The 25,711-nt window shown below is 49.1% G+C and carries 23 protein-coding genes and 2 pseudogenes; 5 read left to right on the top strand and 20 right to left on the bottom strand.

Features of this window, described 5'->3' with window-relative positions; all coding sequences use genetic code 11:
- The 3 genes and pseudogenes from BZJ18_RS10410 to BZJ18_RS10400 all read right to left on the bottom strand — a co-directional run.
- On the bottom strand, positions 1 to 1,441 hold a 1,441-nt coding region (locus BZJ18_RS10410), incomplete at its 3' end, for a methyl-accepting chemotaxis protein (protein ID WP_077456542.1).
- Between the two features lie 362 nt (positions 1,442 to 1,803).
- A pseudogene (locus tag BZJ18_RS10405) lies at positions 1,804 to 3,470 on the bottom strand (methyl-accepting chemotaxis protein).
- A gap of 372 nt (positions 3,471 to 3,842) precedes the next feature.
- Positions 3,843 to 4,451, bottom strand: coding sequence for a LysM-like peptidoglycan-binding domain-containing protein (locus tag BZJ18_RS10400; RefSeq protein ID WP_198532229.1), 609 nt, complete (start codon positions 4,449 to 4,451; stop codon positions 3,843 to 3,845).
- A gap of 125 nt (positions 4,452 to 4,576) precedes the next feature.
- Between BZJ18_RS10400 and BZJ18_RS10395 the strand changes: the two genes are divergently transcribed.
- Positions 4,577 to 5,197 carry an FKBP-type peptidyl-prolyl cis-trans isomerase gene (locus BZJ18_RS10395; protein WP_069589667.1) on the top strand — a complete coding sequence of 207 codons (621 nt, stop codon included), beginning with the start codon at positions 4,577 to 4,579 and terminating at the stop codon, positions 5,195 to 5,197.
- 47 nt (positions 5,198 to 5,244) lie between these two features.
- On the opposite strand, the gene BZJ18_RS10390 is transcribed toward BZJ18_RS10395, so the two are convergent.
- The 10 genes from BZJ18_RS10390 to dusA form a co-directional block, all read right to left on the bottom strand.
- Positions 5,245 to 6,072 (bottom strand): transporter substrate-binding domain-containing protein, encoded by an 828-nt coding sequence (locus BZJ18_RS10390; RefSeq protein WP_077456546.1) that lies wholly within the window; start codon positions 6,070 to 6,072, stop codon positions 5,245 to 5,247.
- 198 nt (positions 6,073 to 6,270) lie between these two features.
- Positions 6,271 to 7,509 (bottom strand): alanine racemase, encoded by a 1,239-nt coding sequence (alr, locus tag BZJ18_RS10385; RefSeq protein WP_077456538.1) that lies wholly within the window; start codon positions 7,507 to 7,509, stop codon positions 6,271 to 6,273.
- A gap of 240 nt (positions 7,510 to 7,749) precedes the next feature.
- Positions 7,750 to 8,523, bottom strand: a complete 774-nt coding sequence (locus BZJ18_RS10375; RefSeq protein WP_077456534.1) for a phosphoadenylyl-sulfate reductase — start codon at positions 8,521 to 8,523, stop codon at positions 7,750 to 7,752.
- Positions 8,516 to 10,231: an assimilatory sulfite reductase (NADPH) hemoprotein subunit gene (gene cysI, locus BZJ18_RS10370; RefSeq protein ID WP_077456532.1), complete on the bottom strand. Its 1,716-nt coding sequence runs from the start codon at positions 10,229 to 10,231 to the stop codon at positions 8,516 to 8,518. The genes BZJ18_RS10375 and cysI overlap by 8 nt, the downstream gene beginning before the upstream one ends.
- Positions 10,231 to 12,036 (bottom strand): assimilatory sulfite reductase (NADPH) flavoprotein subunit, encoded by a 1,806-nt coding sequence (locus BZJ18_RS10365; protein WP_077456530.1) that lies wholly within the window; start codon positions 12,034 to 12,036, stop codon positions 10,231 to 10,233. The genes cysI and BZJ18_RS10365 overlap by 1 nt, the downstream gene beginning before the upstream one ends.
- A 155-nt stretch (positions 12,037 to 12,191) precedes the next feature.
- Positions 12,192 to 12,422 (bottom strand): thymidylate kinase, encoded by a 231-nt coding sequence (locus BZJ18_RS10360; RefSeq protein WP_408642327.1) that lies wholly within the window; start codon positions 12,420 to 12,422, stop codon positions 12,192 to 12,194.
- 122 nt (positions 12,423 to 12,544) lie between these two features.
- Positions 12,545 to 14,053 (bottom strand): acetaldehyde dehydrogenase ExaC, encoded by a 1,509-nt coding sequence (gene exaC / locus BZJ18_RS10355; RefSeq protein ID WP_077456528.1) that lies wholly within the window; start codon positions 14,051 to 14,053, stop codon positions 12,545 to 12,547.
- 212 nt (positions 14,054 to 14,265) lie between these two features.
- On the bottom strand, positions 14,266 to 14,910 hold the full coding sequence (locus BZJ18_RS10350) for a TIGR04219 family outer membrane beta-barrel protein (protein ID WP_077456526.1): 645 nt from the start codon (positions 14,908 to 14,910) through the stop codon (positions 14,266 to 14,268).
- Positions 14,911 to 15,079: 169 nt separating this feature from the next.
- Positions 15,080 to 15,343 carry an envelope stress response protein PspG gene (pspG, locus tag BZJ18_RS10345; RefSeq protein WP_077456524.1) on the bottom strand — a complete coding sequence of 88 codons (264 nt, stop codon included), beginning with the start codon at positions 15,341 to 15,343 and terminating at the stop codon, positions 15,080 to 15,082.
- A gap of 161 nt (positions 15,344 to 15,504) precedes the next feature.
- A complete protein-coding gene (dusA, locus tag BZJ18_RS10340; protein ID WP_077456522.1) occupies positions 15,505 to 16,551 on the bottom strand; it encodes a tRNA dihydrouridine(20/20a) synthase DusA in 1,047 nt (348 codons plus the stop codon).
- Between the two features lie 94 nt (positions 16,552 to 16,645).
- On the opposite strand from dusA, the gene BZJ18_RS10335 reads away from it, so the two are divergent.
- The 3 genes and pseudogenes from BZJ18_RS10335 (at position 16,646) to BZJ18_RS10325 (ending at position 19,562) form a co-directional block, all read left to right on the top strand.
- A complete protein-coding gene (locus BZJ18_RS10335; RefSeq protein ID WP_077456520.1) occupies positions 16,646 to 17,746 on the top strand; it encodes a tyrosine-type recombinase/integrase in 1,101 nt (366 codons plus the stop codon).
- Positions 17,747 to 17,952: 206 nt separating this feature from the next.
- Positions 17,953 to 18,234 (top strand): annotated as a pseudogene (locus BZJ18_RS17725) (type VI secretion system PAAR protein); the annotation flags it as partial.
- 881 nt (positions 18,235 to 19,115) lie between these two features.
- A complete protein-coding gene (locus BZJ18_RS10325; RefSeq protein ID WP_077456516.1) occupies positions 19,116 to 19,562 on the top strand; it encodes a DUF1240 domain-containing protein in 447 nt (148 codons plus the stop codon).
- A 167-nt stretch (positions 19,563 to 19,729) separates the two neighbouring features.
- Here the strand turns inward: BZJ18_RS10325 and BZJ18_RS10320 are convergent, their stop codons facing one another.
- The 4 genes from BZJ18_RS10320 to BZJ18_RS10305 all read right to left on the bottom strand — a co-directional run bounded on the left by BZJ18_RS10320 (position 19,730) and on the right by BZJ18_RS10305 (position 22,776).
- The gene (locus BZJ18_RS10320; RefSeq protein WP_077456514.1) at positions 19,730 to 20,260 is read right to left on the bottom strand and encodes a hypothetical protein; all 531 of its coding nucleotides are present in this window, start codon (positions 20,258 to 20,260) and stop codon (positions 19,730 to 19,732) included.
- A 74-nt stretch (positions 20,261 to 20,334) separates the two neighbouring features.
- Complete coding sequence (locus BZJ18_RS10315; RefSeq protein WP_077456512.1) at positions 20,335 to 20,964, bottom strand: SLATT domain-containing protein; 630 nt, start codon at positions 20,962 to 20,964, stop codon at positions 20,335 to 20,337.
- A gap of 8 nt (positions 20,965 to 20,972) precedes the next feature.
- Positions 20,973 to 22,250, bottom strand: a complete 1,278-nt coding sequence (locus tag BZJ18_RS10310) for a nucleotide-binding domain-containing protein (protein WP_077456510.1) — start codon at positions 22,248 to 22,250, stop codon at positions 20,973 to 20,975.
- Positions 22,251 to 22,524: 274 nt separating this feature from the next.
- Positions 22,525 to 22,776 carry a hypothetical protein gene (locus BZJ18_RS10305; protein WP_077456508.1) on the bottom strand — a complete coding sequence of 84 codons (252 nt, stop codon included), beginning with the start codon at positions 22,774 to 22,776 and terminating at the stop codon, positions 22,525 to 22,527.
- A 151-nt stretch (positions 22,777 to 22,927) separates the two neighbouring features.
- Here BZJ18_RS10305 and BZJ18_RS17790 point away from each other — a divergent pair, with 151 nt between their 5' ends.
- A complete protein-coding gene (locus BZJ18_RS17790; RefSeq protein WP_443216504.1) occupies positions 22,928 to 23,593 on the top strand; it encodes a substrate-binding domain-containing protein in 666 nt (221 codons plus the stop codon).
- Between the two features lie 335 nt (positions 23,594 to 23,928).
- On the opposite strand, the gene BZJ18_RS10295 is transcribed toward BZJ18_RS17790, so the two are convergent.
- The 3 genes from BZJ18_RS10295 to BZJ18_RS10285 form a co-directional block, all read right to left on the bottom strand.
- Complete coding sequence (locus BZJ18_RS10295) at positions 23,929 to 24,576, bottom strand: GmrSD restriction endonuclease domain-containing protein (protein ID WP_077456504.1); 648 nt, start codon at positions 24,574 to 24,576, stop codon at positions 23,929 to 23,931.
- A gap of 172 nt (positions 24,577 to 24,748) precedes the next feature.
- Complete coding sequence (recR, locus tag BZJ18_RS10290; protein ID WP_069588676.1) at positions 24,749 to 25,357, bottom strand: recombination mediator RecR; 609 nt, start codon at positions 25,355 to 25,357, stop codon at positions 24,749 to 24,751.
- Positions 25,358 to 25,360: 3 nt separating this feature from the next.
- Positions 25,361 to 25,690 carry a YbaB/EbfC family nucleoid-associated protein gene (locus tag BZJ18_RS10285; RefSeq protein ID WP_077456502.1) on the bottom strand — a complete coding sequence of 110 codons (330 nt, stop codon included), beginning with the start codon at positions 25,688 to 25,690 and terminating at the stop codon, positions 25,361 to 25,363.
- Positions 25,691 to 25,711 lie beyond the last annotated feature (21 nt).

Below are 25,711 nucleotides of genomic sequence, written 5' to 3'. Positions count from 1 at the left end.
TGCCCATATCGGCAATGTTCTCAACCGATGTTTCGATGCCACGGATCAATTGCTGCGCTTGGCTACCTTGCTCCACACACTGCTCAATACTCTCACGGCTTTGAGTGGTGGCATCGCGCGCTTGCGTGGCGTGTTGCTGCAGTTTTTCAATAATAGTAGCGATTTCACCGGTTGAGTGTTGGGTGCGGCCCGCTAAGGTACGCACTTCATCGGCCACCACCGCAAAGCCACGGCCAGACTCACCGGCACGCGCCGCTTCAATCGCCGCGTTCAACGCCAGTAAGTTGGTTTGCTCGGCAATATCACGAATCACATCCACCACCATGTTGATTTGTTTCGACTGCTGATCGAGCTCACTCACGGTATCGCCGGTTTGACGCATGTCTTCTGCCACTTTACGAATCGCTGCCACCATACCATCGATATCTTGGGCCCCCATACGGGACTGCTCGCGTGCTTCGTTAGCCGCGGTGGATGAGCTCTCGGTGTTCTGCGCCACATCCGCCACGGTGGCTTTCATCTGCGCCATTGCGGTGGCGACTTGTGAAATCTCGTGTTGCTGACTTTGCATGCCGCTTGAGGTTTGGCCAGACACCGTGCTGACTTCTTCGACCGCACTGCTTAACTGAGTCACCGCGGCAATCACTTCCTCAATCAGCGTGCGCAGACTATCTTGCATGGCGATGCTCGAATCTGCCAGCTGGCCCATTTCATCGTTACCAATTTGACTACGATTTAACTGGTAGGTCAGGTCGCCTTCGGCAATCGCAGACGATTGCTCCATTACCAAGCGTAGCGGATTAATAATTGCGCGGGTGAACACTACCGCCACCACAGTCATAAAGACGATTACCGCGAACAGTACGCCGATAATGGTCATACTCACTGTCGACACTTGATTGAGCATCGAGGTGCGGTTTTGACCAATAAAGCCTTGAGTCAACGATGACAACTTGTTTAAACTATGTTCAAGATTTTGATAAACATTAAACGATCCGATGAGGATTGGCTCAGCCTCATCAATTTTTCTATCGCGAACCAGTTGTGGGAAATCCCGAAATCGCTCATTATACTCACGCCAATTCTTTTGAACGTCAGCTAAAGCCGCTTTCTCGTTGTCGTACCATAGCTTTTGTTCATATGCATCTAACGCTTTGGTAATACTCGCTTTTGTTTCTTCCATGCCATCCAGCACCTCTAACCGCCTAGCAGGACTAACGAAAGTGATCGCAGCAAWTTGATCTTTTCGTAGATCAACCATAACTTGGTGTATATGCTCGAGCTCTAATACCGCTGGGAGTGTGTCGTCAGTAAAGTTCAGCATAGTGTCACGTATGCCGCTAACCTGGGTGAAAATGTAAAACCCAAAGATCGCGACAGCGATACTAATCAGGGAAAAAGCCGCCGTAAACTTTTTACCAATAGATAAATTTTTCAACATGGAAAAGACTACCCTCAAATATATTTCTGGTTACTGTATGAGTGCCTAGACATCCATGTTAAGGCGGGGTTGCGTGCATCCGCTACACAACCTCATACACTAAGAGGCTAGCACAAAAAACAGGCAGTCAATGGAGAGATATTGGAAAGGGAACCTACATTTTGCAAAAAAAATATAATGTCATACACAGATGACTTGTTTAGTGACCACGTCGATGTTTAACAAAAGCTTGCCTCTTTCCTGCCGCAATAATCAAGCGCGGTAACCAGTATTACAGGCTTTATTCAAAAAGCAAAAATTGTATCGGAAACAAAAAATCCCGCCGAGTCAGCGGGATTTTTTTTCATTCATTGGGATACGACCTATTTAGTTAGACGGAAGCGCTGCATGGTCGTTTGCAGTGAGTGCGCCAACTGACTGAGCTCGCTGCACGCTTGCGCGGTTTGATCCGCACCACCCGCCACTTCTTGTGACGAATCGTTGATGCGCTCAATGTTGCGGCTTAGCTCATCGGGTTGATGCGCTCAATGTTGCGGCTTAGCTCATCGGCAACCGAGTCTTGCTCACCACAAGCACTCGCAATCTGCATGCCCATATCGGCAATGTTCTCAACCGATGTTTCGATGCCACGGATCAATTGCTGCGCTTGGCTACCTTGCTCCACACACTGCTCAATACTCTCACGGCTTTGAGTGGTGGCATCGCGCGCTTGGGTCGCGAATTGCTGGAGCTTCTCGATAATTTCAGTAATTTCACCCGTCGAGTCTTGGGTACGGCCGGCCAGTGTGCGGACTTCATCGGCTACCACCGCAAAGCCGCGGCCAGACTCACCGGCACGCGCCGCTTCGATCGCCGCATTCAGTGCCAATAAGTTAGTTTGCTCGGCGATATCACGAATAACATCCACCACAACGTTGATTTGCTTCGACTGCTGGTCCAACTCGTTGACTGTGTCACCCGTTTTACGCATGTCTTCTGCCACTTTGGTGATAGACCCCACCATGCTATCGACATCACGCCCACCGAGGCGTGCCTGTTCACTGGCTTCGTTAGCCGCGGTCGACGAGCTTTCGGTATTCTGCGCAACATCCGCGACAGTGGCTTTCATTTGCGCCATCGCAGTGGCAACTTGCGAAATCTCATGTTGCTGACTTTGCATGCCGCTTGAAGTTTGGCTAGATACCGCGCTGACTTCTTCGACCGCACTGCTTAGCTGGGTCACCGCGGCAATCACTTCTTCAATCAGCGTGCGCAGGCTATCTTGCATGGCGATGCTCGAATCTGCCAACTGCCCCATTTCATCGTTACCGATTTGGCTACGATCTAACTGGTAAGTCAGGTCGCCCTTGGCAATCGCAGAGGATTGTTCCATCACCAAACGCAGAGGGTTGCTAATAGAGCGGGTAAAGACCATCGCAATCGCAACCATAAAGGCAATCACTGCGATTAACACCACCAAAATGGCCGTGCTGATCATCGAGACTTGCTCAAGAATCGAGGTACGGTTTGAGGTAATAAAGCCTTGAGTTAACTTTGACATTTCAGTCAAGCTTTGGTCGAGCTTCTGATAGGTTTCAAACGAGCTGTAAAGCACGCGCTGAGCTTTCTCGATCTCGTTGCTACGTACTAGCTGAGGAAACTCGCGTAATTGGTTGTTGTAGTCACGCCAGTGCTTTTGAATACGGGTAAAAATCGCTTTCTCGTTGTCGTACCACAGGGTTTGTTCGTACGCATCCAAAGACTTGGTAAGGCCTGCTTTGATTTCCTCTACACCCTGAAGGGTCTCTAGGCGCATAGCAGGATCAGCAAAAGTGATAGTGGCATACTGGTCTTTACGTAAATCAACCGCAACTTGGTTAATACGCTCAAGCTCCAATACCGCAGGTAGGGTATCATCAGTAAAGTTCAACATGCTATCGCGCATGCCTTTAACTTCAGTAAACATGTAAAAGCCAAAGGCAGCGACGGCAATGGCAATTAGAGAGAATGCAGCAGCAAACTTCTTACCAATAGATAAATTCTTCAACATGGAAAAGCGAGTCCTCAACAGATTTATGGTTAGCGTGTCAATGCCTGGACATCCATGTTGAGGCGGCTTGCGTGTATCCCCTACACAGCCGGCGCAAATACTAGCACAAAAATTCACCAAAATGTGACATAAAGCTCATTATTTTCTGAAAAAGCATGTAATGCACGCTGGTCAAATTCGCAGGCACGGTCGCGTAATTTAGCGAATAATCGCTAAAAACCTCCAAATCACAGCATAAACCCAGCCATATTGACTGATTTATTAAAAAGCAGATGAAAAAAAACACCAACGGCGAATTTATCGGCACGGAAGTTTAAAAAACAAACAGACGGGAAAGTGAAGGCACGGAGACCCCGTGCCTGAAAAAAAGGACTAGCGTTGGCGCGCAAAGCCTCCATCCGATAAACGGAAATACAATACGGACTGACCTGCCTGCGTTTCCACTTGAAGAATGTCGAGCGCGCCACTGTCGGTGCGCTTAAACCGAACCCATTGACCCGGCTGGATACGGCTAATGGGCTTTCCTTCGCCTTCGATATTGGCAATCGCGTAAAGATCGGTCAGCGCCAAGTCATTATCGCGAAACACCTTAGCAAGCGTATCTCCTTGCTCAATTTGGTGACTGACCCAGTCATTTTCCGGCGTGGAAGGTTGTGATGCCTCCGGCTGCGAGCTGTCTGTCGACGTAGCACTGCGTTTGGGTTGTGCCTGAGTATCAATCGCCACAGAACGCCGCTCCTGAGGCTGCGCGGTCGTTTCAGTCGAGGACGGTGCAGGCAATAGGCTTAGGACTAACACCAAAGGGAACAACACCATTAATAATCGTTGGTGCAAACGAGGTAGGCGAAGCCAAGCGTGGCGTACTGTGCGTACCCATGCCATGTCTTGCCACTGCCCTTTTCTACTGGATGAAGAAGCGAGCATTCGTCCCCATCTCACGCACCAATCTTTAAATTGTGTACGCATTGCTGTTAACTTCATTGCCACTCCGCGCATATTTTGATGTTTTACCCTCATATTGGACGCCTTTTGCGTACAAAAGTTTACCCACGAAACCATCACCTGTTATCCTTTCACACTTTATTCACGCAAAAAAGAGAGACGTTATGTCTGACGTACAACTAGAAACCGTCGAGCAAAAAGCAAGCTATGGCATCGGCCTACAAATGGGTCAACAACTGGCAGGCAGTGGCCTTGAAGGCCTACAAGTCGATGCGATTGCTAAAGGCATCAGCACGGCACTGGCTGGCGAAATGCCAGAAATCGAAATTGACGACATCAATAACGCCCTGCGCGAGCTTCACACAAAAGCAGAAGAAGTGCGTCAAGAAGCTGCAAAAGCACAAGCGGCTGAAGGCGATGCCTTCTTAGCGGATAACGCAAAGCGTGATGAAGTGACCGTGACCGAATCTGGCCTCCAGTACGAAGTGCTAGTAAAAGGTGACGGTGAGATCCCAACCAGCGATAAACAAGTGCGTGTTCACTATCACGGTCAATTGATCGATGGCACTGTATTTGATAGCTCAGTAACGCGTGGCGAACCTGTTGAGTTCCCTGTGACTGGCGTGATCAAAGGTTGGGTTGAAGCTCTACAAATGATGCCTGTGGGCTCAAAGTGGAAACTCTACATCCCACAAGACCTTGCCTACGGTGAGCGTGGTGCTGGCGCCGCTATCCCACCATTTGCGGCACTGGTATTTGAAGTCGAGCTGCTCGATATCTTGTAAGGATAAGGCGGTTTCTATTGCAAAGCGATGCCTCTGGCATCGCTTTTTTATTGGCGTTGGCAAAGTTGCGATGTAGCGATCCCATCTAGATATTGCGCTTCACGGTAACCATATTTTTTTACCCGCTCTAACATCTGTGGGCTCCCCATATACTTGGCTTGCGCCTCATCAAATTGCTCCAAAAACGCATTATCTTCTTTACGAAAACCAATACCGATATAGTGCCCTGTTTGGCTCGTCGCTCTCGCCGGATCACTCACAGAGAGACTATCGGGTGCCTGTTTAGCAAGGTATAACGCCGTGAAATACGGTACCGCCCCAGCCTCAGCACGCCCCTCTTTCACGGCGGAAAGAATTTCAGTCGGCCCGGGGACTTGAATAATCAAAGACTCGCTGAGTCCCGCATCACGCGCCGAGGTGGTCATGTTATATCCCACCCCCGTCACCAAACGTGCACTTTCACGCACAACGTCTGGATAATCATGAATATCTTTGGGGTTACCTTTCGGCACAATAAAGGCGTCGCGAAAGCGCCCTATAGGCTCAGAAAATGCAATTTTCTGACAACGACTGCTAAGGATATACATCCCGCCGGTGATGATATCGAATCGCTTCGCGCGCAAACCGGGAATTAATCCGCCCCATTCAGTGAAAACAGGCTCGATATGGTTGATCCCCATGCGATTCAATATATCGATGGTATAGTCATTAATCAGCCCAGTAGGTTTACCATCACTGTCCAAGTAAGCCCAAGGCTTTTCATTCGCAAACCCTAACCGCACAGGTTTCCCCGCCTCGATACGTGCGTTTAGCTTCTCTGCAGACACAGAGCTAATCAAAAGCAGACTGGCGATGATAATGACGATTTGGCGCATGGTGCGTCCTTGAGACCCTTCACGGTCAATCAGTGATGATTGGATGTTAGCAAAAAGCAACACCTCGCCTTAAAAACTAAGCACACAATAGCTAAAAACGCCAACCTATCCGTCCCCACGATTGCGACAACGCGGTGCAGGTTCGCAACATGGATTCAGGGATAAAAAAGCCCGGCTCGGGCCGGGCTTGGGTTGAGATTATTGCACGTACTCACGTGGGTTGACTGCGCCCCACCAGCTGTAGATTTCTGGGAAGATCACATCCGCGTTGCTTTCGTACTCCACCGCCCCAATGGTTTCATCGCCTTGCTGGCCGAATAGCACCACTTCATCATTCGGTGTCACTTGATCAGCAATATCAGTGACATCCACCATAATGGTGTTCATCGATGAAACACCAACCACAGGCACGCGATGGCCTTTGATCAACACATCGGCATTGTTCCCCATTTTACGCGGGAACCCATCTGAGTAGCCGACCGGCAAATTGGCAAGAATAGAATCACGCTCGACCGTGTAGGTGCTGTCATACCCCACGGTACTACCCGCTGGTAAGTGGTGCAAAGACGCGACCTTGGTCTTGAAGCTCATGATCGGCGGGAACTCGCGATTGGTTGGTTGATCGCCGTAAAGCACGCCGCCGGGACGGACCATATCAAAATGGCCTTCTGGCACGTTCAAGGTCACGAAAGAGTTGGCGGCATGAATTAGCACCTCTTCACGGTTTAAGTTGGCCTGTTCAATCAACCAATCGCTGTTCGACTTAAACTGCCCCAGCTTACTGCGCACGTACTTGGCACTGTAATTTGGGAAGTGCGTCATTATACCAACCACGTTGAATCTCGGATCAGTCGCAATCTCCATCGCAAGTTGCTTGCCATACTCCGATTCCATCTCGATGCCGTTTCGACCCATGCCTCCGGCGTTAAAAGCCATATGTACAGGGATGACAATGTCGTGCTTGTCGGCAAGTTCACGCATTTGTTCTGCTTGCTCGGCCGAGCCTACAAGCTCTTGCATGTTTAACGCCAAACCACTTTCCATTTCTTGTAGTGTGGCAGTCCGTACTCGCATGATCTCACCGGTGAAGCCGCCTTCACGTAGCGTGCGCGCTTCCTCGTTACTGGCAATACCCACGCAATCAATGCCATTAGCGATAACCACAGGCAGGAGACCCGCAATTCCATTGCCATACGCATCTGCCTTCATCACCACACACATTTTGGTGCCATCAGAAAGCTGTTGCTGAACACGTTGAATATTGTCATTAAAAGTGGCGGTGTTCACTTCCAGCCAACCATTGCCATGGCCCATATAACGCGAGCTGCTGGTGTCTGTGGTCGGTGTGGTTGACGAGGAATAATCAAGAAAGGCTGGTGCGCCAGCCGCAACGACACCCGCTACGGCAAGGGCGACTAAAGAGAGTTTTTTGTTCATAAGCTTCACTGTTTGTCACGTGGGTTCGGCGTCCGTGACGTGTGTGGAGGGACATAATCCTTCCTTCGCTTCCTGATTGCGCGCGCAATTTATATCACAGAAAGCATCACGGTTGATGGATAACTCAATAAAAAGATAGACAAACACCGTCGTTTGAACAAAAAAAAGCGCCACTTTAATTCGTGACGCATGTAAGTGACGCATATAAGTGACGCCTGTCCGTCACACAGAGCAATACGGCTAAATACCTGCCCCATCGTTCACATCATCTTCGTGCAGACCACATTCTCGTTTCAGACCGAAAAAGCGGGTTTGCTCCTCGCTCATGCCGGGCTCTAACCGCTGAGTGGTATGCACATCGCCCACGGAGACATAACCTTGCTCCCACAAAGGGTGGTAAGGCAAGTCATGCTCGGTCAAATAAGCGTGCACCTGTTTATTGCTCCAATCCACCACAGGCAAAAACTTAAATACACCATGCTGCACGCTTAAAATGGGTAAATGCGCACGCGATTGCGATTGTCCGTGACGCAACCCTGAGAACCATGTACCGGCATTAAGCTCGGTCAATGCTCGCTTCATCGGCGCCACTTTATTGATCTGGTTATAACGAGTGATCCCCTCAACCCCCTGCTCCCACAATTTGCCATAGCGGGCTTCTTGCCATGCTGGGCTCAATTCAGAACGGTAGACGTTGAGATTGAGCTTTAAACGTGCCTGCAGGTGATCAATAAATTGGTAGGTTTCTTGGAATAAGTAGCCGGTGTCGGTCAGGATCACCGGAATGTCCGGCTTCACCTGACTGACCATATGCAGCATCAATGCCGCTTGTATCCCGAAGCTGGAGGACAGCACAAACTGTCCGTCCAGATGTTCCAACGCCCAGCGAATGCGCTGCTGCGCGGTGTACTGCTCGAGCTCAGCGTTAATTTCAGCCAGCGCAAGCGTCTGCTGACTTTTATTCATCGCCACCAGATCGGCGCGGGTCAGCGCAGAATAAACCGTATCAGGCATAGAAGTCCCTCTTCGATACATGTACAGGTGCAATCACGTCGGTACGAATCAAGAAATCACCAAAATGCTCGCCTTCTTGACGTTCGCGTGCCCAGCGGCCAATCAAGGTATCTAACTCGGCCAAGATTTCTTGGTCGGTGATATTTTCTTTGTACATTTTGGGGATACGTGTGCCTTCCCAGTTGCCTCCCAAGTGCAGGTTATAGCGGCCGGGCGCTTTGCCAACTAACCCTACTTCCGACAACATGGCGCGACCACAACCGTTCGGGCACCCGGTGACACGCAGAACAATCGGATCATCTTGCACTTGATGCTTTTGCTGAATTTTCTCTACTTGCGTAACAAAATCCGGCAAAAAGCGCTCCGCTTCGGCCATCGCCAACGGACAGGTTGGGAAAGAAACACAGGCCATCGAATTGGTACGCTGCACACTGTGCGCATCATCAATCAGACGGTAGCGGCGAGCAAGCGCTTCTATTTGGTCTTTTTGCGCTTCAGGGATCCCAGCAATAATCAAATTCTGGTTGGCTGTCATCCGAAAGTCGCCTTGGTGCACCTTAGCAATCTCAGCCATCCCGGTTTTCAGCGGCTTTTCTGGTGTATCACGTAAACGGCCATTTTCAATAAACAGCGCCAAATGGTATTTACCATCAATGCCTTTGGTCCAGCCTAGACGATCGCCACGCCCGGTAAAGGTATAAGGCCGGCTTGGTGCAAAGCTGACGCCAGCACGCTTTTCCACTTCCGCTTTAAACGTCTCCACACCGACACGGTCAAGGGTATACTTGGTTTTGGCATTCTTACGGTTCGAACGGTTCCCCCAGTCTCGTTGGGTCGTCACCACAGCCTCTGCAATCTTCAACGTATGCTCAAGGGGTATAAAACCGAAATCATCCGCGCGGCGTGGATAGGTGCTGGTGTCACCATGGGTCATGGCAAGCCCGCCACCGACCAGAACATTAAACCCAACCAGTTGACCCTTCTCAGCAATGGCAACAAAGTTCAGGTCATTGGCGTGCACATCCACATCATTTTGCGGGGGGATCACCACCGTGGTTTTGAACTTACGTGGTAGATAACGCTTACCTAAAATCGGCTCATCATCTTGCTTACCTTCCACTTTTTCGCCATCCAGCCAAATCTCCGCGTAAGCGCGTGTTTTAGGCAGTAAATGTTCACTGATCCGCTTGGCCCAATCGTACGCTTGCTGATGAAGTTCAGACTCAACAGGGTTCGAGGTACACAGGACGTTACGGTTTACATCCCCCGCGGTGGCAATCGCATCAATCCCATATTTGTTCAAGGTTTGATGCATCATCTTGATATTGGGTTTCAATACACCATGAAACTGAAACGTTTGACGGGTGGTCAAACGGATACTGCCGTACAGGGTATTTTCTTTAGCAAATCGGTCGATAGCCAGCCACTGCTCGGGGGAGATGATTCCCCCCGGCATCCGGGCTCGCAACATCACATTGTGTAACGGCTCAAGCTTTTGTTTTTGTCGCTCAGCACGAATATCGCGATCGTCTTGCTGGTACATACCGTGGAAACGGATCAACTGAAAGTTGTCATCCGTAAAGCCGCCAGTGATCGGGTTGGTAAGATCCTCACTGATGGTGCCACGTAAGAAGTTACTGTCATCTTTTAATCGCTCGTTATCGGCGAGGGGCCCCAGTGTGTCGCCCGCAAATTTTTGCTCACTCATTAGTACACATCCCTTTGATAGCGCTTATCTTTGCGCAATTCATTAATAAAGGTCTCAGCGTCTTCTCGGCTCAACTGACCTTGGTGCTGGGCAATGTGAATCAGGGCATCATGCACATCTTTTGCCATGCGATTCGCATCCCCACAGACATACACATACGCGCCGTTTGACAACCACTGCCATACCTCACTGGCGCGCTCGAGTAATCGGTGCTGCACATACACTTTTTCTGCTTGGTCACGGCTAAACGCCACATCCATGCGAGTCAGCAGACCGGATTTCAGGTACTGCTGCCATTCAACTTGATAGAGGAAATCATCGGTGAAGGTGCGATCGCCAAAGAACAGCCAATTATCACCACTGGCTTCTCGCTGCTCTCGCTCTTGCAAGAAAGCCCGGAATGGCGCGATGCCCGTGCCAGGGCCAATCATGATGATGGGCGTTTCGTCATTATCGGGAAGTTTGAAATTATCGTTGTGCTCAACAAATACTTTGACCGAGCCAATAGCGTCTGCCCGTTGGGTTAAAAAGCCCGAGGCACCACCTTGACGCAAAGCACCTTGCGCCTGTTCATAGGCCACCAAGCCGACAGTCAGGTGAACTTCGTCTTCCACTTCCGCTTGGCTTGACGCGATGGAATACAGCCGTGGCGTCAGACGACGTAACACCGACTGCAGTTGCTCGGCATGTAGCTGCACGTCAGCAAGGCTCAGCACATCAATCACTTGGGTTTGATTGGCATAATCACGAAGCGTCGCTTTGTCTTCGGTGAGCGCGGTTAATGCGTCATTTTCAGTCAACGCCGCGAGCGCTACGATTTGTTGCGGGTTAGAGACGGTAATTTCATAGTGCTCAATCAAGGCCTCACGAATAGAGACAGCACGCCCGTCAATCTCAATGCTCTCGTCACCGTTCAAGCCGACACGCGCCAAAATCGCATCCGCCAACTCTGGGTCGTTTTGGTACCACACACCGAATGCATCGCCGGGCTGATACTGGATCCCTGAATCCCCTAAATCGAATTCAAGGTGATAAACGGCTTTATCTGAGCCTCGACCAGTAATTCGCTGGCAGGTGAGTAATTCAGCCTCATAAGGCGATTGTTTGGTATATGCGCTGGTTGCCGCTGCTGTTTGACGAATCGGTACCACTTGCGCATCGCCACTTGCCTGAAAGTGCTGCTTCACTTCCGCTAAGGTTTGCTCTCGCCACGCGCTCGCGGTGGCTTCATAATCCACATCACAATCAAGGCGCGCCACCATCGGCCTAGCGCCCAGTTTTTGCAAAAAGGTGTCAAAGTCTTTTCCGGTTTGACAGAAGTACTCATAACTCGAATCGCCCAGACTCAACACGGCATAATGAAGATGGTCCAGCTTGGGCGCCTTTTTCGATTGCAAAAACTCATGCAGGGCAATGGCGTTATCAGGCGGCTCGCCCTCGCCATTGGTTGATGCCACGATCACCACATGGCTCTCTTTGCTAAGCTGCTTGCCTTTATAGTTATCTGCAGCCACCAGCTTTGCAGGGATCCCTGCCGCTTGTGCATCGTGATGCAGCGCTTGTGCCACGCCTTTAGCATTACCGGTTTGCGAGGCGTAAATAATGGTTAAGGTATGATTCGGGCTGGCTTGGGCGTCAGCATTAGGAGACGCAGCCGTGGCGGTGGGTGATTGGCTCAGTCCCCAAAAGTAGCCACTGATCCAGGCCAGCTGCTGAGGTGACAGTTCAGCCACCGCTTGCTGCAACTGGCCGATCTGCTGATCGTTCAGAGGGCTAGTCAGCCCAGAGAGTTCCTTAAGTAACATGGTGACGACATTCCTTGCTTACATTGCGTGAATGCTAGCGTAACCGCACCAATTAATAACAAGAAAGAATAGATACGAATGTTTTATAACTTTTAGTAAGAAGAGGGGCGCACAAAGGCGAGTGTTGATACGCTTCAACACAGAGGTATGACGGGTCAATCCGCGATGCGAACTTGGTCAAACCCGATTTGTAATGCGTTTAGCGTGGCTTGGTCAATATCGGCGAAGCACTGCTCAATGCCTTCCGCATCGGTCAACGCCATAATACCGCCGCCCGTGTGGCGACATTCCACGACCCAACCTTCACTGTCTAATGAAGGCTCCACCATCACCTCAACCAGCAGCTTTTGGTGGTATAAGGCACGTAATTGCTCGGCTGTCATCATTATTCTGCCTACCTACTTGCTCACTTATTGAGCTTAGTATCAGATAAGCAGGCTCGCCAGATCCGGCCAGACAGCCTTGGGAGCTTAACCAGTGCGGCTTACTGCCGCACTGGTCGATTCGATCAGAAAAAACCCAATGGATTGATGTCGTAACTGACCAGCAAGTTCTTGGTTTGCTGATAGTGGCCAAGCATCATTTTGTGGGTCTCTCGTCCGATACCAGACTTTTTGTAGCCTCCAAACGCGGCATGCGCCGGATAAAGGTGATAGCAATTGGTCCAGACACGACCCGCTTGGATCGCTCTCCCCATCCGATACGCACGATTCATATCTCGGGTCCAAAGCCCCGCGCCCAACCCGTACTCAGTGTGGTTGGCAATCGCTAAAGCTTCCACCTCATCCTTAAAGGTGGTCACCCCAATCACAGGCCCAAAGATCTCTTCTTGGAACACCCGCATATTGTTGTGCCCTTTCAATAGCGTCGGCTGCACATAATAGCCGCCGCCCAAGTCTTGATGGCTGCCACCAATTAATACCTGCGCGCCCTCTTCTTGACCCACTTTCAAGTAGCTCATGATCTTATCAAACTGTTCATCAGACGCTTGCGCTCCCACTTGGGTCTCGGTGTCGAGCGGGTTGCCTTGTTTGATCTTGCCTGCACGCTCAATCACGCGGGCAATAAAATCGTCGTAGATACTTTCTTGGATCAGTGCGCGTGACGGACAGGTACAAACTTCACCTTGGTTGAAAAAGCCCAACAGCAAGCCTTCTACCGCCTTATCGATATAGGCATCCTCTTGCTGCATCACGTCTTCAAAATAAATGTTGGGCGATTTGCCCCCCAACTCCACGGTGGAAGGAATGAGATTTTCTGCTGCGCAGCGCAGAATATGATGCCCCACAGGAGTGGAACCGGTGAATGCCAGTTTGGCAATCCGTGGTGATGTGGCAAGCGCTTGTCCAGCTTCGGCGCCATAACCATTGACGACGTTCACCACACCCGCAGGCAGAAGATCGCCAATTAACTCCATCAATAGCAAAATGGTGGTCGGGGTTTGCTCGGCCGGTTTTAGCACCACGCAGTTCCCTGCCGCCAGTGCGGGGGCAAGCTTCCACGATGCCATCAGCAACGGAAAGTTCCACGGTATGATTTGTCCTACCACGCCTAATGGCTCATAAATGTGGTACGCCACCGTACCTGCATCCAACTCTGCCGCGGTGCCCTCTTGGGCACGAATACAACCCGCAAAGTAGCGGAAATGGTCGGCGCAAAGGGGAATATCGGCGGCCAAGGTTTCGCGCACGGCTTTGCCGTTCTCCCACGTTTCTGCCACCGCCAGCATTTCCAGGTTCGCTTCAATGCGATCAGCTATTTTTAACAAGATATTGGCGCGATCGGTCACCGAGGTTTGGCCCCACGCTGTTTTTGCTTGATGGGCAGCATCCAGCGCAAGGTCGATGTCTTCTGCGCTTGAACGCGGCACTTCAGCCACGGTTTCACCGGTACACGGCGATGTGTTGGCAAAATACTGCCCCTTCACGGGTGGCACCCATTCACCACCAATATAGTTCTCGTAACGCGGTTTAAACTGCACTAAGGCGCCTTCGGTGCCAGGCTTTGCGTAAATCATAGCGATTCCTTATTCCATGTCAGAGTGGATGGCGGAGCAATCACTGCTATCTCCTTGCCGTGTCACAGAGGCAGCATGCCAACGTTTTTCCGCACTGGGTATTGGCCGAAAGTCGAAGTGAGAGCCATCCCACAATCGCTATTCGCTTGATTTAAAGTATAAAAAAACCGCGCCTAAGCGCGGTTTCAATGTTGGGATAACGCAACCATCGATTAAAAGTCGAGTTCTGCACCGACAAAGAAGCCCGTCAGATCCAGTTTGCCGTCATTGTTATCAAAGTAATCAAAGTCATGCTCGATCATTCGATAGCCACCACGTACGTTAAGATCAGCGGCGACCAAACCCAATTGATACTGAACACCGGCTTCGGCATCCAAGGTGCTGGTGCCATCAAACTCACCTTTGCTCACGGTCGCAAATACGAATAGTGGTGTGCCCACTAATCCAAGACGCGCATCGGCATACACATTAGGTTGCCACTCATCAAAGCTTTGGCCACCAAATTTGCCCGATTGGAAACGCTGCATATTGATGCCCGCGTCAACCGAGATAAGATCGTTGTCTAGCAGCTCGTAATACGCCACAAAGTCAATTTGATCAAAACTGACGTCAGGGTTATCCACGCTAACTGAGGTATGGCGGATCTTCGCATTGGGGATCAGTGGTAAAGGATGTTCAATCGCGGCGTAATACGATCCTGAGGTGCTCGCATCATCGGCTTCAACATTGTTGACATCCGCATCCATGAACCAGGCATCTGCCCCTACTTTACCGCCCGCAAGGGTCGCAGCCTGAGAAGGCATGGCCATCAACGCGGTTAGCGCTGCGGCGGCAAGCGTCATTGAAGTCGTTTTCATGAAACTCTCCACATTGTCGATAAAAAAGTGTCGTCACGCGGAGGCGGCAAAGCCATGCCTTGTCGCCGGTAGATATGAATGATAGCAAGCTTTATGCCCGGATGGCGCTATTCGCATGTTTACCTGCTGGTTTCTCGTGCAGCAGGCCACATTTTTTTACCAAAAAGGCTTAGCGACGACGGTAACGCGCCCAACGACGTTCACGAACAATCACTTCTGGCTCGCCTTTGCGTTGGCGACGGTTACGCTTGAGCAACCAGACAATCGCGGCGATCACCAACAACCAAGGCAMCAGTTTAAGCAAGGTGCCAATCATGCCCGCGACCATCATGACCGCGAAGCCAGCCAACATAGCCAGCACCATTCCCATGATGCTCACACCCGTCATAAATAACACAGCCGCAAAGCCAATGAGGAATAGAATTTCGATCATTACGATCTCCTTGTCTTGATAGCGAGACAGACTTTGCAGGTTTCAGGCCAGTTTGTCACTTGGTTTTTTATCCATTTATTCAATGAGTTGCTCAGCATGCTCCGTGCTTTACCACGCATTTCGTCAAATTTATCACTAATAAGTAGTTATTTTGACCACGTTTACGCGTCCAACCAATCGTCAGGAATATGACTCATGGCGGTAGTCAGTACCTCAATACCGGCTCCCGGTTTATGCGCATTCTCGCTGATATAACGGCGCCACTGGCGCGCGCCCGGCATGTTTTGGAATAACCCTAACATGTGGCGGCTAATGTGATTAAGCTGCGCACCTTGGCGTAATTGTTGCTCGATATAGGGGAACATGCCTTCAACCACTTGGCGGCGACTCACACGTGCCTGCGCGCTGCCAAACAAACGCTGATCGACATCCGCCAATAAGAAAGGATTTTGATACGCCTCACGACCGACCATCACTCCGTCCAGATGCGCAAGGTGCTGCTCGGCTTCTTCAAGGGTTTTCACGCCACCATTAATAGCCATGACCAGATGTGGAAAGTCTTTTTTAAGCTGATACACACGCGGGTAATCCAGCGGTGGAATTTCACGATTTTCTTTGGGGCTCAGGCCTTTTAACCACGCTTTACGCGCATGAATCGTGAACATATCACACCCGCCTTTTTCACTGACGATGCCCACAAAGTCGGTCAAAAATTCGTAGCTATCTTGCTCATCTATACCAATGCGAGTTTTCACCGTGATGGGCACATCAGTCACTTCACGCATCGCAGACACACACTGCGCTACCAGCTCAGGTTCAGCCATTAGGCACGCACCAAACCGCCCGTTTTGAACCCGATCCGACGGGCAACCAACGTTGAGATTAATTTCATCATAGCCACGCTCGGCCGCCAGCTTGGCGCACGTTGCCAAATCCGCCGGATCCGATCCCCCCAGCTGCAACGCCACCGGATGCTCCTGCTCGTTGTAAGCAAGATAGTCCGCTTTACCATGAATGATCGCACCCGTGGTGACCATCTCGGTAAACAGCAAAGTATGCCCTGATAATAAGCGATGAAAATAACGGCAGTGACGATCCGTCCAATCGAGCATCGGGGCCACGCTGAATCTACGACTTGATGACACATCGATATTACTAGATAAATTACTGTCTTGCAAAGATTTATCTGTGTTCTGTTTCTGGCTCATTCTTAACTAATCTCAACTATTTTTTGCTATTGCGTGCCCCATATGTGCCCCTTAAAATATGGGGCACGCAATTCATTACCCTGATTCTAAGATAATGGCCAGCTTTACGATAGAAAAACGCAAAACCAGTAAAGGCATCACTCGCTTCCGCTGCACGGTTCGGGTCAAAAAAGGAAATGACGTAGTATATCGTGAATCTCGTACTTTCGGAAAACGATCTGATGCAAAAGAATGGGGCACGCTACTGGTGTCTAAGCTGGATATACATGGCTTACCGGGAAGGACAGAAAAGCCGACCATCCGGGAATTAATTCTGCTTTATCTGAATGAGTCGCTGACCGCAGAGAAAATTGGCCGTTCAAAGCAATACGGACTGAATATGCTGGTTGATACTGAGCTTGCCAAAATCAGGGCAGATAAACTCACCGTCTCCGATTTAGTCGCATATTGTAAAGATCGCTCCTCTTCAGGCGTGAAGCCACAAACTATTGGCGGTGATATTTCCTACCTCCGCAGTGTTTTCAAGTCCGCCCGGCCTGTCTTCAATATTGATGTGGATGATTCAATCATCCGGGATGCTTACTACACGCTTTATCAATTAAACCTGATCGCAAAATCAGAACGTCGCAGCCGTCGGCCCGTTGGTGATGAACTGGATCGTATCAGGCAAGAACTACTCAAACGTCAGACGCACCGTGCGGCACATATTCCGTATCTCGATATTCTGGAGTTCTCAATTTTAAGCTGCATGCGTATCGGTGAAGTGTGCAAGATTCTGTGGGAAGATGTCGATGAAAAAAACAGAGCAGTCAAAGTCAGGGATCGCAAAGACCCGCGTAAGAAAGAAGGCAATCATATGTGGGTGCCACTGCTTGGTGATGCTTGGGACATTCTGCAACGCCAGCCAAAAACAGCAACATGCATTTTCCCTTACAATAGCAAAAGCGTTTCCGCCGGTTTTCAGCGTGTCCGAAGTAAACTCGGCATTCACGATCTGAAATACCATGATCTGCGCCGCGAAGGAGCCAGCCGTCTTTTTGAACAAGGCTTTTCAATTGAAGAAGTCGCCCAAGTCACCGGTCACCGCAATCTCAATACATTATGGCTGATTTATACCGAGCTTTATCCGAACCGGGTGCATGAGAAGTTTAATTTGCTTCAGCGGCAGAAGGAGATGAATGTTGGAAAAGACTGAGAAGTCTATCTCATTTCTGGACAGAAATGAGCTGGCGACTCCGCTTTATATACTTCGATTATGATGAGTTTATCTTGGACAAAGCTCCCGCCTCCGAGCAACAAATTGCCCAAGAGTGATTCGTATCTAAATTTGCATCCCACTTGCTTGTCATCATCCATTCTCTTGTTTAAATGATACCCACTTAAAAATAGCAGGATAATGTGATGGCTAAGGCAGTTAAAGTTGGCGATACAGGCACAGCCCACGATGGTTTTCCGCCAACGCCAGTGACGGCAGGCTCTCCAGATGTGAAAATTGATGGTATRCCAGCCGCAAGAGTTGGTGATTCTCTTGCGCCTCATAGCAAGCCCAAACATCCACCACATGGACGYTCRATTTCCTCTGGCTCGTCAACGGTATTGATTAATGGAAAACCAGCCGCGTTAACGGGCGGTTCCATAAGTTGTGGTGGTGTGACAATTGGGAGTGGTACGGTTAATATTGGTGATGCKCCAAGTTCATCCTCGGTAAGYCGAATAAGTCCATTGTCTTCGAAAGCAACACAAGCACAARTGGATGGTGCTCAACCTCACTCATCACAACGAGCGACATCATCCCAGTCAGCTGAATCTGCCAAAATCGCCCCTGCTGCTAGYGCRCCGAACACTCAAATTCCACAAGAAAGTGCTGGCTACTGGCCGCCATACGATTTTACCAAAAGCGAATACCTAAAGGTYGAGTACACGCAAAAAGCCGTGGACTTAGCTGTGATGTCATTAGAGGAGGCAGAAGAGTTTGCCAACAATCTGTGGAAGGAACACAATGGCAAAGACACATTAGACAATGCCAAGAAGATTTGGGATGGAGCGGCAAATGCTAGAGATGCCTACGCCCTATCAAAGGGTTTAGGTGGTATGGGTGTCGTCGCATATACAAAAGTCGCCAATGGAACCGAATACGTCATTATCAAGGGTTATAAGAAACATCTGAAGACCTTGATGAGAGGGCACCGTTGGCGAGCCAATAATCCGCAAGTTGTACAGTTGGGACTTGGCACAAAGAATATGGCGAGAAACATGCTACGTGTCGGATTAGTTGTCGATATCATCTTCGCAATTGCCATCAATGCTGTCGATGTGTTTGTTCATGATGAGAAAACGATGGAAGACTTCGTGGGACGCTCTGGGGCAGATATTGCCAAGGGAATGATTGCGACTGGAGCGGGGACTGTCATTGCTGTGGTGGCTACTGCCGTGGGATTACCTTTGGTTGTGGCTGGCCTCAGTTTTGCGATAGTTACTCTCGGAGCTAGCTTTCTTCTCGATGACGTCGATAGCGAATATGGTATCTCCGATAAAGTTGTTGAAAAGCTTAAAGAGGTTGACGTTTGAAGTTCGTACTAGTTCGAGTATTTGGCATCGTTTTCTTTGTCTTAATGACAGCATTTATGTTTCGGGCGGGGTTGATTAGGGAAGCAATGCAACCTTTTATGCCCTTACCTGAGCATATCAGATTGATATCGCATCTAAATTATGTCGCTTTGTTGGTTACTCCGATTCTTTCCGTTGGAGTTATAGCTCTCGGACTGTATCAGCTTTTCCATCCCAAAAGAGATGTGCATTCTTATGGTACCTACGGCAAATACTTCACGGTTGTCTTATTTTTGGGGCTCGCAGTCGCATTTGTTAATCGAATGTATCTAGGCTATCGCGTTGACCAAGCAGGATATGTGAAATGTGTTGAAGAGTCTCGTACATCAGCTAAAAGCAGTTGGCGGGTTTATGCGAAAGACCTTAGTTTATGCAAATCATCTTCTGGCATAGCTGACGGTTAGGTATTAGCAATGCTAACTCGAAGTCGACACTCTAGTTTTCTAATGTAACTATTACCTAAACGACTTTGGGGCACTTCCGAGTTGCGCTTTTGCTAATTTATTAAAGAATAAATTACCTGAAGTATGGCAAACTCACCTATGCGAGTGCACAGAATTACTAGAGCAGATCAGTGTTCCTTAATTTGGTTCACTAGATTAGATGCGACCATAATGTAAGCCTTTGCATCATTTTCTGTTAACTCAACTTCTTCCGTATGAACAAGTTGATTTCGCAGCTTTCGCAGTTCATCGAAAGAGTTAAGTTGAGAGTCGTTCAAGACGCCGCACTGATGAAGGTAATATCCTAGCTTCGCATAGTTTTTAAATGGCGATGTATTTGACGTACTCCAAAAAGATGCAGCTTTTGATGCAGCAACATTCTCGAGTTCTATCCATGCCTCCAACACCGCAGCTCGTGTGGAGAAAGAAAGGATACTCATTGCTGGTGTGTCAATTTCCGAAGTTTTATCGATTTCAGCTTCAGACTTTAACGCTTGGACCTTTTCTGAGAATTCCATCTCGAACTCTTTAAATTTCAATTTGCGCATGAAAGGGATCAAATAAACCAGAGGCTTACGCAATAGTAGTAAGACAACAATCAACGTTCCAGGCCAAGCTAACGCTTTAGTCATTTCAGATATAAATGTGTACTTATCCATTATTCTACCGAGTACTTAGGTACAGTTTTGTAACTGGAGAGGGATAGCAATGCCAACCCTCTACCTTTTCGTTGTCAGCAAAAGTACTGAGCAATGTATGAAATCAAACGACATGCGAAAAGCTTGTACAAGCCATATGTCACCATTGCCAATAACGTCAGACTACTTATCAATAGGATGAAGAACGGTATCTTGTCACGAAACAAAGTGAGATTTAGTTCGTCCACAAACCACTGACTTTGCTGCTTTTTGACACCGAACATTTTGTAGTGAGTCAAAACATCACTAAATAGAATCTGTTGTCCGATGTTACCACCATCAGAATAGTAGGAGTCCTTTAGTTCTAGGAACTTTTGATTAACATTCTGTAGAACATCTGGATCGTCAGTCTCTGATTTCCGGTACAGTGAAAGGAGCTGGCCGGACAACTTAGTAAGGTGGACGCCTCGCTTCTCATAGTCAGCCTTCTTGGGCTCATACATGGTAATGAACAAGGCAGCTATCGAGAGCAGGATAAAGACCACAGAAGTTAAGTTAGTAGTGACTTTGAAGGCCAACCCGACGATACCGAAGGCTAGAGACGCAAAGCCAATCCAGGCGGGAAGCCTGGATACAATGTCAAATGTCGCGAAATGTCGATTAGCCCCGTACGTAACGTTATAGGCTAATTCGGCGATGTCTTTTTTGAGTATTGCTTTGTCCATTGGCAGCCTCAGTTAGATATCGGAACAGTAATTTCCGACCGCGCCACAACGACACCGTCTTTGATGGCGTAGCATTCAACGGAGTGCTCACCATTAAAGGAGGTTGATTCGCTGCGATTTCCATAGCCCTTATCATCTAAGATTTGACCTCGAATGCAATCTCTACGCTCTGCTTCCGGCCCTCGATTGAGCACTTTCCATTTAAGTGAATATGGTTGAGGCACTTCAATTTCACTGACGCTGAAAGACAGAGACTTGCGAGCTCTCAAAGGAATGGAGAAGCGTAACATCTCAGAGAGTGAATATTCGCGGTACCCATTTTGGGAAACATCGCAGTCGATGGCCATATGATACCGGATATCCACCGGGTACTTGTCAGCAATAAACTCTTCCGTATCGCGCCAAGTCTGGCGATTTTCGGCGATTGCCTCAAGGTTCTCTGCACTTTGAGGGTAACCACGTCCGAAAACTTTCCGCCATCTTTCGTTGTTATTGTCATCATCGATGGCTTCAACACAGAGTTCAAAAGCTTTTTTGGCAGCTCGCTGAAAGTTTTTCTTCACTTTTACATGCTGATTGCTGCCCAAAGCGCTCCATCGCTCTTGTTTCGGTAAGTTGCCTAGGTATTCAAAGAAATCACGGCACATTTCGTCGTAATAGAAAGGCCCTGTGTTGTCATAGTCGGTGGTACCTTTTAGGAAATTATGGGCAAGAGTATCTATCAGGAGGCCACCCATTGCTACGCCATGCTTATTCTTCCAAGCACGAGCCATCTTACAAAGTGGCCTTAGGTTCTTGTTTTTCGCCTCGTTAACCTCCTTCATGGCTTTTATTTCATCCTTCGGTTTGGTGATACGCCATGACCCGCCATTGTACGTGTAAGGATATTTGAAACTGCCATCGTCCTGCTCGAAAACAGGCTGCACCTCGACTTTGAAATTCTGGTACTTAACCACAACGACCAAACTGTCTACCTTCACATTTGTTGTCGGGTAGCGGGCCAAGATAGCGTCCTTGGTGTCTTTGAGCAGTTGACTTTGCTTGTCCTTATAGGTTTCCCATTTGCAGCCAGGCATGATGTAAAGCATATCGAGATCAGAGATACCTTTGATACCTGTGAATCGTCCATATGAGCCAACCTGAAGCGTGTTCGCTGTTGTAGACTCAGTATTACGAAACTTCTTGTTTAACGCTTTGGTGATTTGACCATAGCGCTCGCTGATAGTCTCCGAGTTATCGACTCGGATGTTTACTAAAAACTGTTTGAAATCTTCTGAAACTGACACTTCTCACCCATATGCACACGATTACCTAATTTTTATATGGGGTAGATGTACATAGCTTTCAATGTTTAACCACATAAAAAGTAAGAAAAAAGAATCTAAAAATGAAAGCTTGCCTGTCAATAGGCACAGATATGTGAATTTCACATACATTTCGGAGAGAATGAGGCGTATATACGGACCATTTCGGATAATAATTAGTAGGCAAAAACGTATCAAGATATTGAGTATGAGTAATTATACTAAGAAGAAATGGGGCAAAAGTGCGTTGCAGTTCTTAAATGGGGAAGTGTTTTTCCTCATACTCTTCAACCAATGCAGCTAGCCTTTCAAGTTCTTCACCTTCGGGAGTGCCTGGTTCGGCTGCATCAAACAGAGATTCAATTCGCTTCAATGCGGCTTTGTAATCACTTTCCGAGAGTTCAAGACCCAATTCCTCCAATGTTACCGTAGCCAGCTCATCAACGTGTGCTGTATAAGGTGTCATTCCCTCGACCAGTTCTTTTTCTGACAACCGTTTTTTGCTCATAGCTCGCTTTTTCATTCAAAATGACATTAGATAATTTATAGCATACTTAGTTACTAGCTATGACGTAAGGTTTGTCCTGAAACACGCAACGGGGCAGCGACTTCTTGAACGGAGCAACCAAGGCATCAAGCTTACGGAGCCCGGTAAAACGTTGCTGAGTTACATTGACAGACTGCTGCGTCTGAACAATGAGACGCTGAGTGCGCTTAGCGCGGAGCCCCTGCGAGGGCCGGTGCACTTCGGAATTCCCACAGATTATGCCCACCCGTTCCTAAAGCAGTTCATTCCTCGCATTCGGGAGGCCTTTCCCGAGCTGGTGCCCCGGATCACCTGTGGCCGCAGCCGTAAACTCCGGGAACTGGTAACCACCGGGGATCTGGATGTGGCCATTGTTACAGGCGAGCCTCAATTCGTCCGGGAGAAGAGCTTGTGGTCGGAGGCGCTGTGCTGGTATGCCCCGGCCGGGCTACCGATCAATACAGTGGAGGCACTCCCGGTTGCCTTGCTGGAAAGCGACTGCGCGTTGCGGGATCTCGCTGCCTCAGATCTGAGGCAATCCGGCTTGGACTATCATGCGGTACTGACCAGTTCGGACATGGCAAACCTATACTCGGAGGTCGAATCAGGACTGGCAGTGGCCCTTTTGCCAGAGTCGTCGATTACGTCCTCAAAGGTTCGCCCTTTCCAAATCGATCAGCTACCAGGGCAAAGGCTACTGACCATGAATATAATTGACGCAGGCACCCTGAGCCCCAATTTCATGCAGCCCCTTCAGAGATGCGTCGTATCGGCTGCCAGAGCCCTTACAGTAGGTTGAAATCCTTCGGCTGTCCGAGATCAGTAAGAACGGATCATTGGACATCAGAAGCGCTGGCATTAAATGATCGCGAAAAGGAGGCATCACGAACCCGTTTTTCTAGAGCAGTTGGGAAGGTCTAGGCGGTGGTAATTCTGACAACTTTCGAATGTTCGCTTTTGTTTAGAAGCCTGAACCATTCTTGCGGCCGAAAAGGTCCGCTTTGAAAACAGAGTGGACTTAAAGGTGAGGTGCTTTTTTGTGCTTTACTGCTTGAGCAGAAGACAATCCTTGGCTTCTTCAGCTAACTTTTAGGATCTCGAAATAGTATACTTACTAAACCTAAAAGCGCTCAATCACTCACTCAAACGTGCAATTGGGATGGTTTTTATAGTTATAGTTTGTCCATTCAGCGCATCATCGGCGATCAGCAGGTTGTCGGGGTCATTGGCAAATTGGGCTTTTTTCTTCCGAGACCATACCTCGCCACCGTGACCGTGGGCCCACTTCAATGGCACAAGGTGATCAATGTCGACATCACTGGCTTGGGTAAACGACTGGCCCGTCAACGCGCCAACCCATAATCCCGTGGCAACCGTGCAGCGATTATTCCGTGTGTAGGTCACAGGCACTTGGCTCCGGGCAATCAGGACTTCAGCTCGGGTGTTTTGGCAATCTTTGTCCTCGTCCAACCAATGGGGCCAATGGTCTCGCTGATAGGGTCCAGAGAAAGGACGCCCATCGCGCAACGCCGCGTTGGTTTCTTGATGGACAAGCGCTTTTGGAGAAGACGTCGCCCGCTTAGGTAAGCGCCCGCCTGCCTCAAGACAGGCTGACAGCGAGTCGAATGCGGTAAATCGCGTGACGCGGGTGTAATAAGGACTATTGGTGTCGTGACAAATGCCCGATTTTGAGCGCTTGACTGGCTCTGCCTGAGCCAAGTTACTGGCCAATGCGCTTGCGAGAAAGAAGTTTACAAGAAAGAAAGAGAGAAAACGCTTCATACGTTAAGCACGTTTAGTAATGAGTGCTTACACAACAGCGTTTAACGACTAGTTTGTCAACAAACAAATGATTGATTGCACATTTGCTCGTCAAAGCGGAGAAAAAAGAAAAGCCTGACCAAGTCAGGCTTAAAGATTAGTGCGTCACGGTACAGCGCGTCATGCTTCTCAGCTAGTTATAGCTTAAGCGCTGCCGGCCAATGATCGAGTGTGACAGTGTGGTACCGTCCACCAGCTCAAGCTCTCCACCCATAGGCACACCGTGGGCAATACGACTGGCTTGCACATCGTGTTCTCGACACAGCTCGGCAATATATTGCGCCGTAGCTTCGCCTTCAACGGTTGGGTTGGTAGCGAGGATCAATTCTTCAATGGGCTCATGCGTGAGGCGTTTTTCCAACACGTCTAAGCCGATATCGGCAGGACCAATACCATCTAATGGCGACAAATGCCCCATTAGTACAAAGTAACGCCCAGAATATTGCCCGGTCGCTTCAACCGCAGCGATATCCGCAGGGCTTTCAACCACACAAATTAACCCCGTTTGCTGACGTCGAGGATTGTCGCAAATCGCACAAACCTCTTCTTCTGTGAAGGTTCGACACTGGCTGCAGTGACCAATCTCTGTCATCGCTGCAGTCAGCGCTTGCGCCAACTCGATACCACCTTGACGATTGCGTTGAAGCAGATGATAGGCCATACGCTGCGCTGATTTGGGGCCGACCCCAGGTAAGCAGCGCAGCGCGTCCATCAGTTGTTCAAGTAACTGACTGGTACGCATGGATTAAAAAGGCATTTTCATGCCTGGTGGTAACTGCATACCACCTGTCACTTCGGCCATTTTCTCTTTTTGCTGCTCTTCGGCACGACGTGCGGCGTCATTGAATGCGGCTGCAATCAGATCTTCCAGCATATCTTTGTCGTCTTCCATTAGGCYGTCATCGATTTCAACTCGACGAACGCTATGGCTACCCGTCATGGTGACTTTTACCATGCCTGCGCCCGACTCACCGGTGACTTCCATATTGGCAATTTCTTCCTGAACTTTTTGCATGCGCTCTTGCATTTGCTGCGCCTGCTTCATCAGGTTACCCATTCCGCCTTTACCAAACATAATTCTCTCTCTTGGTTAGGT

This window comes from Salinivibrio sp. IB872, assembly GCF_001995345.1.
Lineage (GTDB): Bacteria > Pseudomonadota > Gammaproteobacteria > Enterobacterales > Vibrionaceae > Salinivibrio > Salinivibrio proteolyticus.
This window is presented reverse-complemented; position numbering and strand designations above follow the sequence as displayed.

Excerpts from the sequence above, each read along its gene's own strand:
- alr (WP_077456538.1), bottom strand. The coding sequence starts at position 7,509 with ATGAACAAAAAACTCTCTTTAGTCGCCCTTGCCGTAGCGGGTGTCGTT.
- BZJ18_RS10335 (WP_077456520.1), top strand. The coding sequence starts at position 16,646 with ATGGCCAGCTTTACGATAGAAAAACGCAAAACCAGTAAAGGCATCACT.
- BZJ18_RS10360 (WP_408642327.1), bottom strand. The coding sequence starts at position 12,422 with ATGATGACAGCCGAGCAATTACGTGCCTTATACCACCAAAAGCTGCTG.
- cysI (WP_077456532.1), bottom strand. The coding sequence starts at position 10,231 with ATGAGTGAGCAAAAATTTGCGGGCGACACACTGGGGCCCCTCGCCGAT.
- recR (WP_069588676.1), bottom strand. The coding sequence starts at position 25,357 with ATGCGTACCAGTCAGTTACTTGAACAACTGATGGACGCGCTGCGCTGC.
- BZJ18_RS10390 (WP_077456546.1), bottom strand. The coding sequence starts at position 6,072 with ATGCGCCAAATCGTCATTATCATCGCCAGTCTGCTTTTGATTAGCTCT.
- BZJ18_RS10375 (WP_077456534.1), bottom strand. The coding sequence starts at position 8,523 with ATGCCTGATACGGTTTATTCTGCGCTGACCCGCGCCGATCTGGTGGCG.
- BZJ18_RS10315 (WP_077456512.1), bottom strand. The coding sequence starts at position 20,964 with ATGGACAAAGCAATACTCAAAAAAGACATCGCCGAATTAGCCTATAAC.
- BZJ18_RS10365 (WP_077456530.1), bottom strand. The coding sequence starts at position 12,036 with ATGTTACTTAAGGAACTCTCTGGGCTGACTAGCCCTCTGAACGATCAG.
- BZJ18_RS10320 (WP_077456514.1), bottom strand. The coding sequence starts at position 20,260 with ATGGATAAGTACACATTTATATCTGAAATGACTAAAGCGTTAGCTTGG.
- exaC (WP_077456528.1), bottom strand. The coding sequence starts at position 14,053 with ATGATTTACGCAAAGCCTGGCACCGAAGGCGCCTTAGTGCAGTTTAAA.
- BZJ18_RS10295 (WP_077456504.1), bottom strand. The coding sequence starts at position 24,576 with ATGAAGCGTTTTCTCTCTTTCTTTCTTGTAAACTTCTTTCTCGCAAGC.
- BZJ18_RS10350 (WP_077456526.1), bottom strand. The coding sequence starts at position 14,910 with ATGAAAACGACTTCAATGACGCTTGCCGCCGCAGCGCTAACCGCGTTG.
- BZJ18_RS10395 (WP_069589667.1), top strand. The coding sequence starts at position 4,577 with ATGTCTGACGTACAACTAGAAACCGTCGAGCAAAAAGCAAGCTATGGC.
- BZJ18_RS10400 (WP_198532229.1), bottom strand. The coding sequence starts at position 4,451 with ATGAAGTTAACAGCAATGCGTACACAATTTAAAGATTGGTGCGTGAGA.
- dusA (WP_077456522.1), bottom strand. The coding sequence starts at position 16,551 with ATGAGCCAGAAACAGAACACAGATAAATCTTTGCAAGACAGTAATTTA.
- BZJ18_RS10305 (WP_077456508.1), bottom strand. The coding sequence starts at position 22,776 with ATGAGCAAAAAACGGTTGTCAGAAAAAGAACTGGTCGAGGGAATGACA.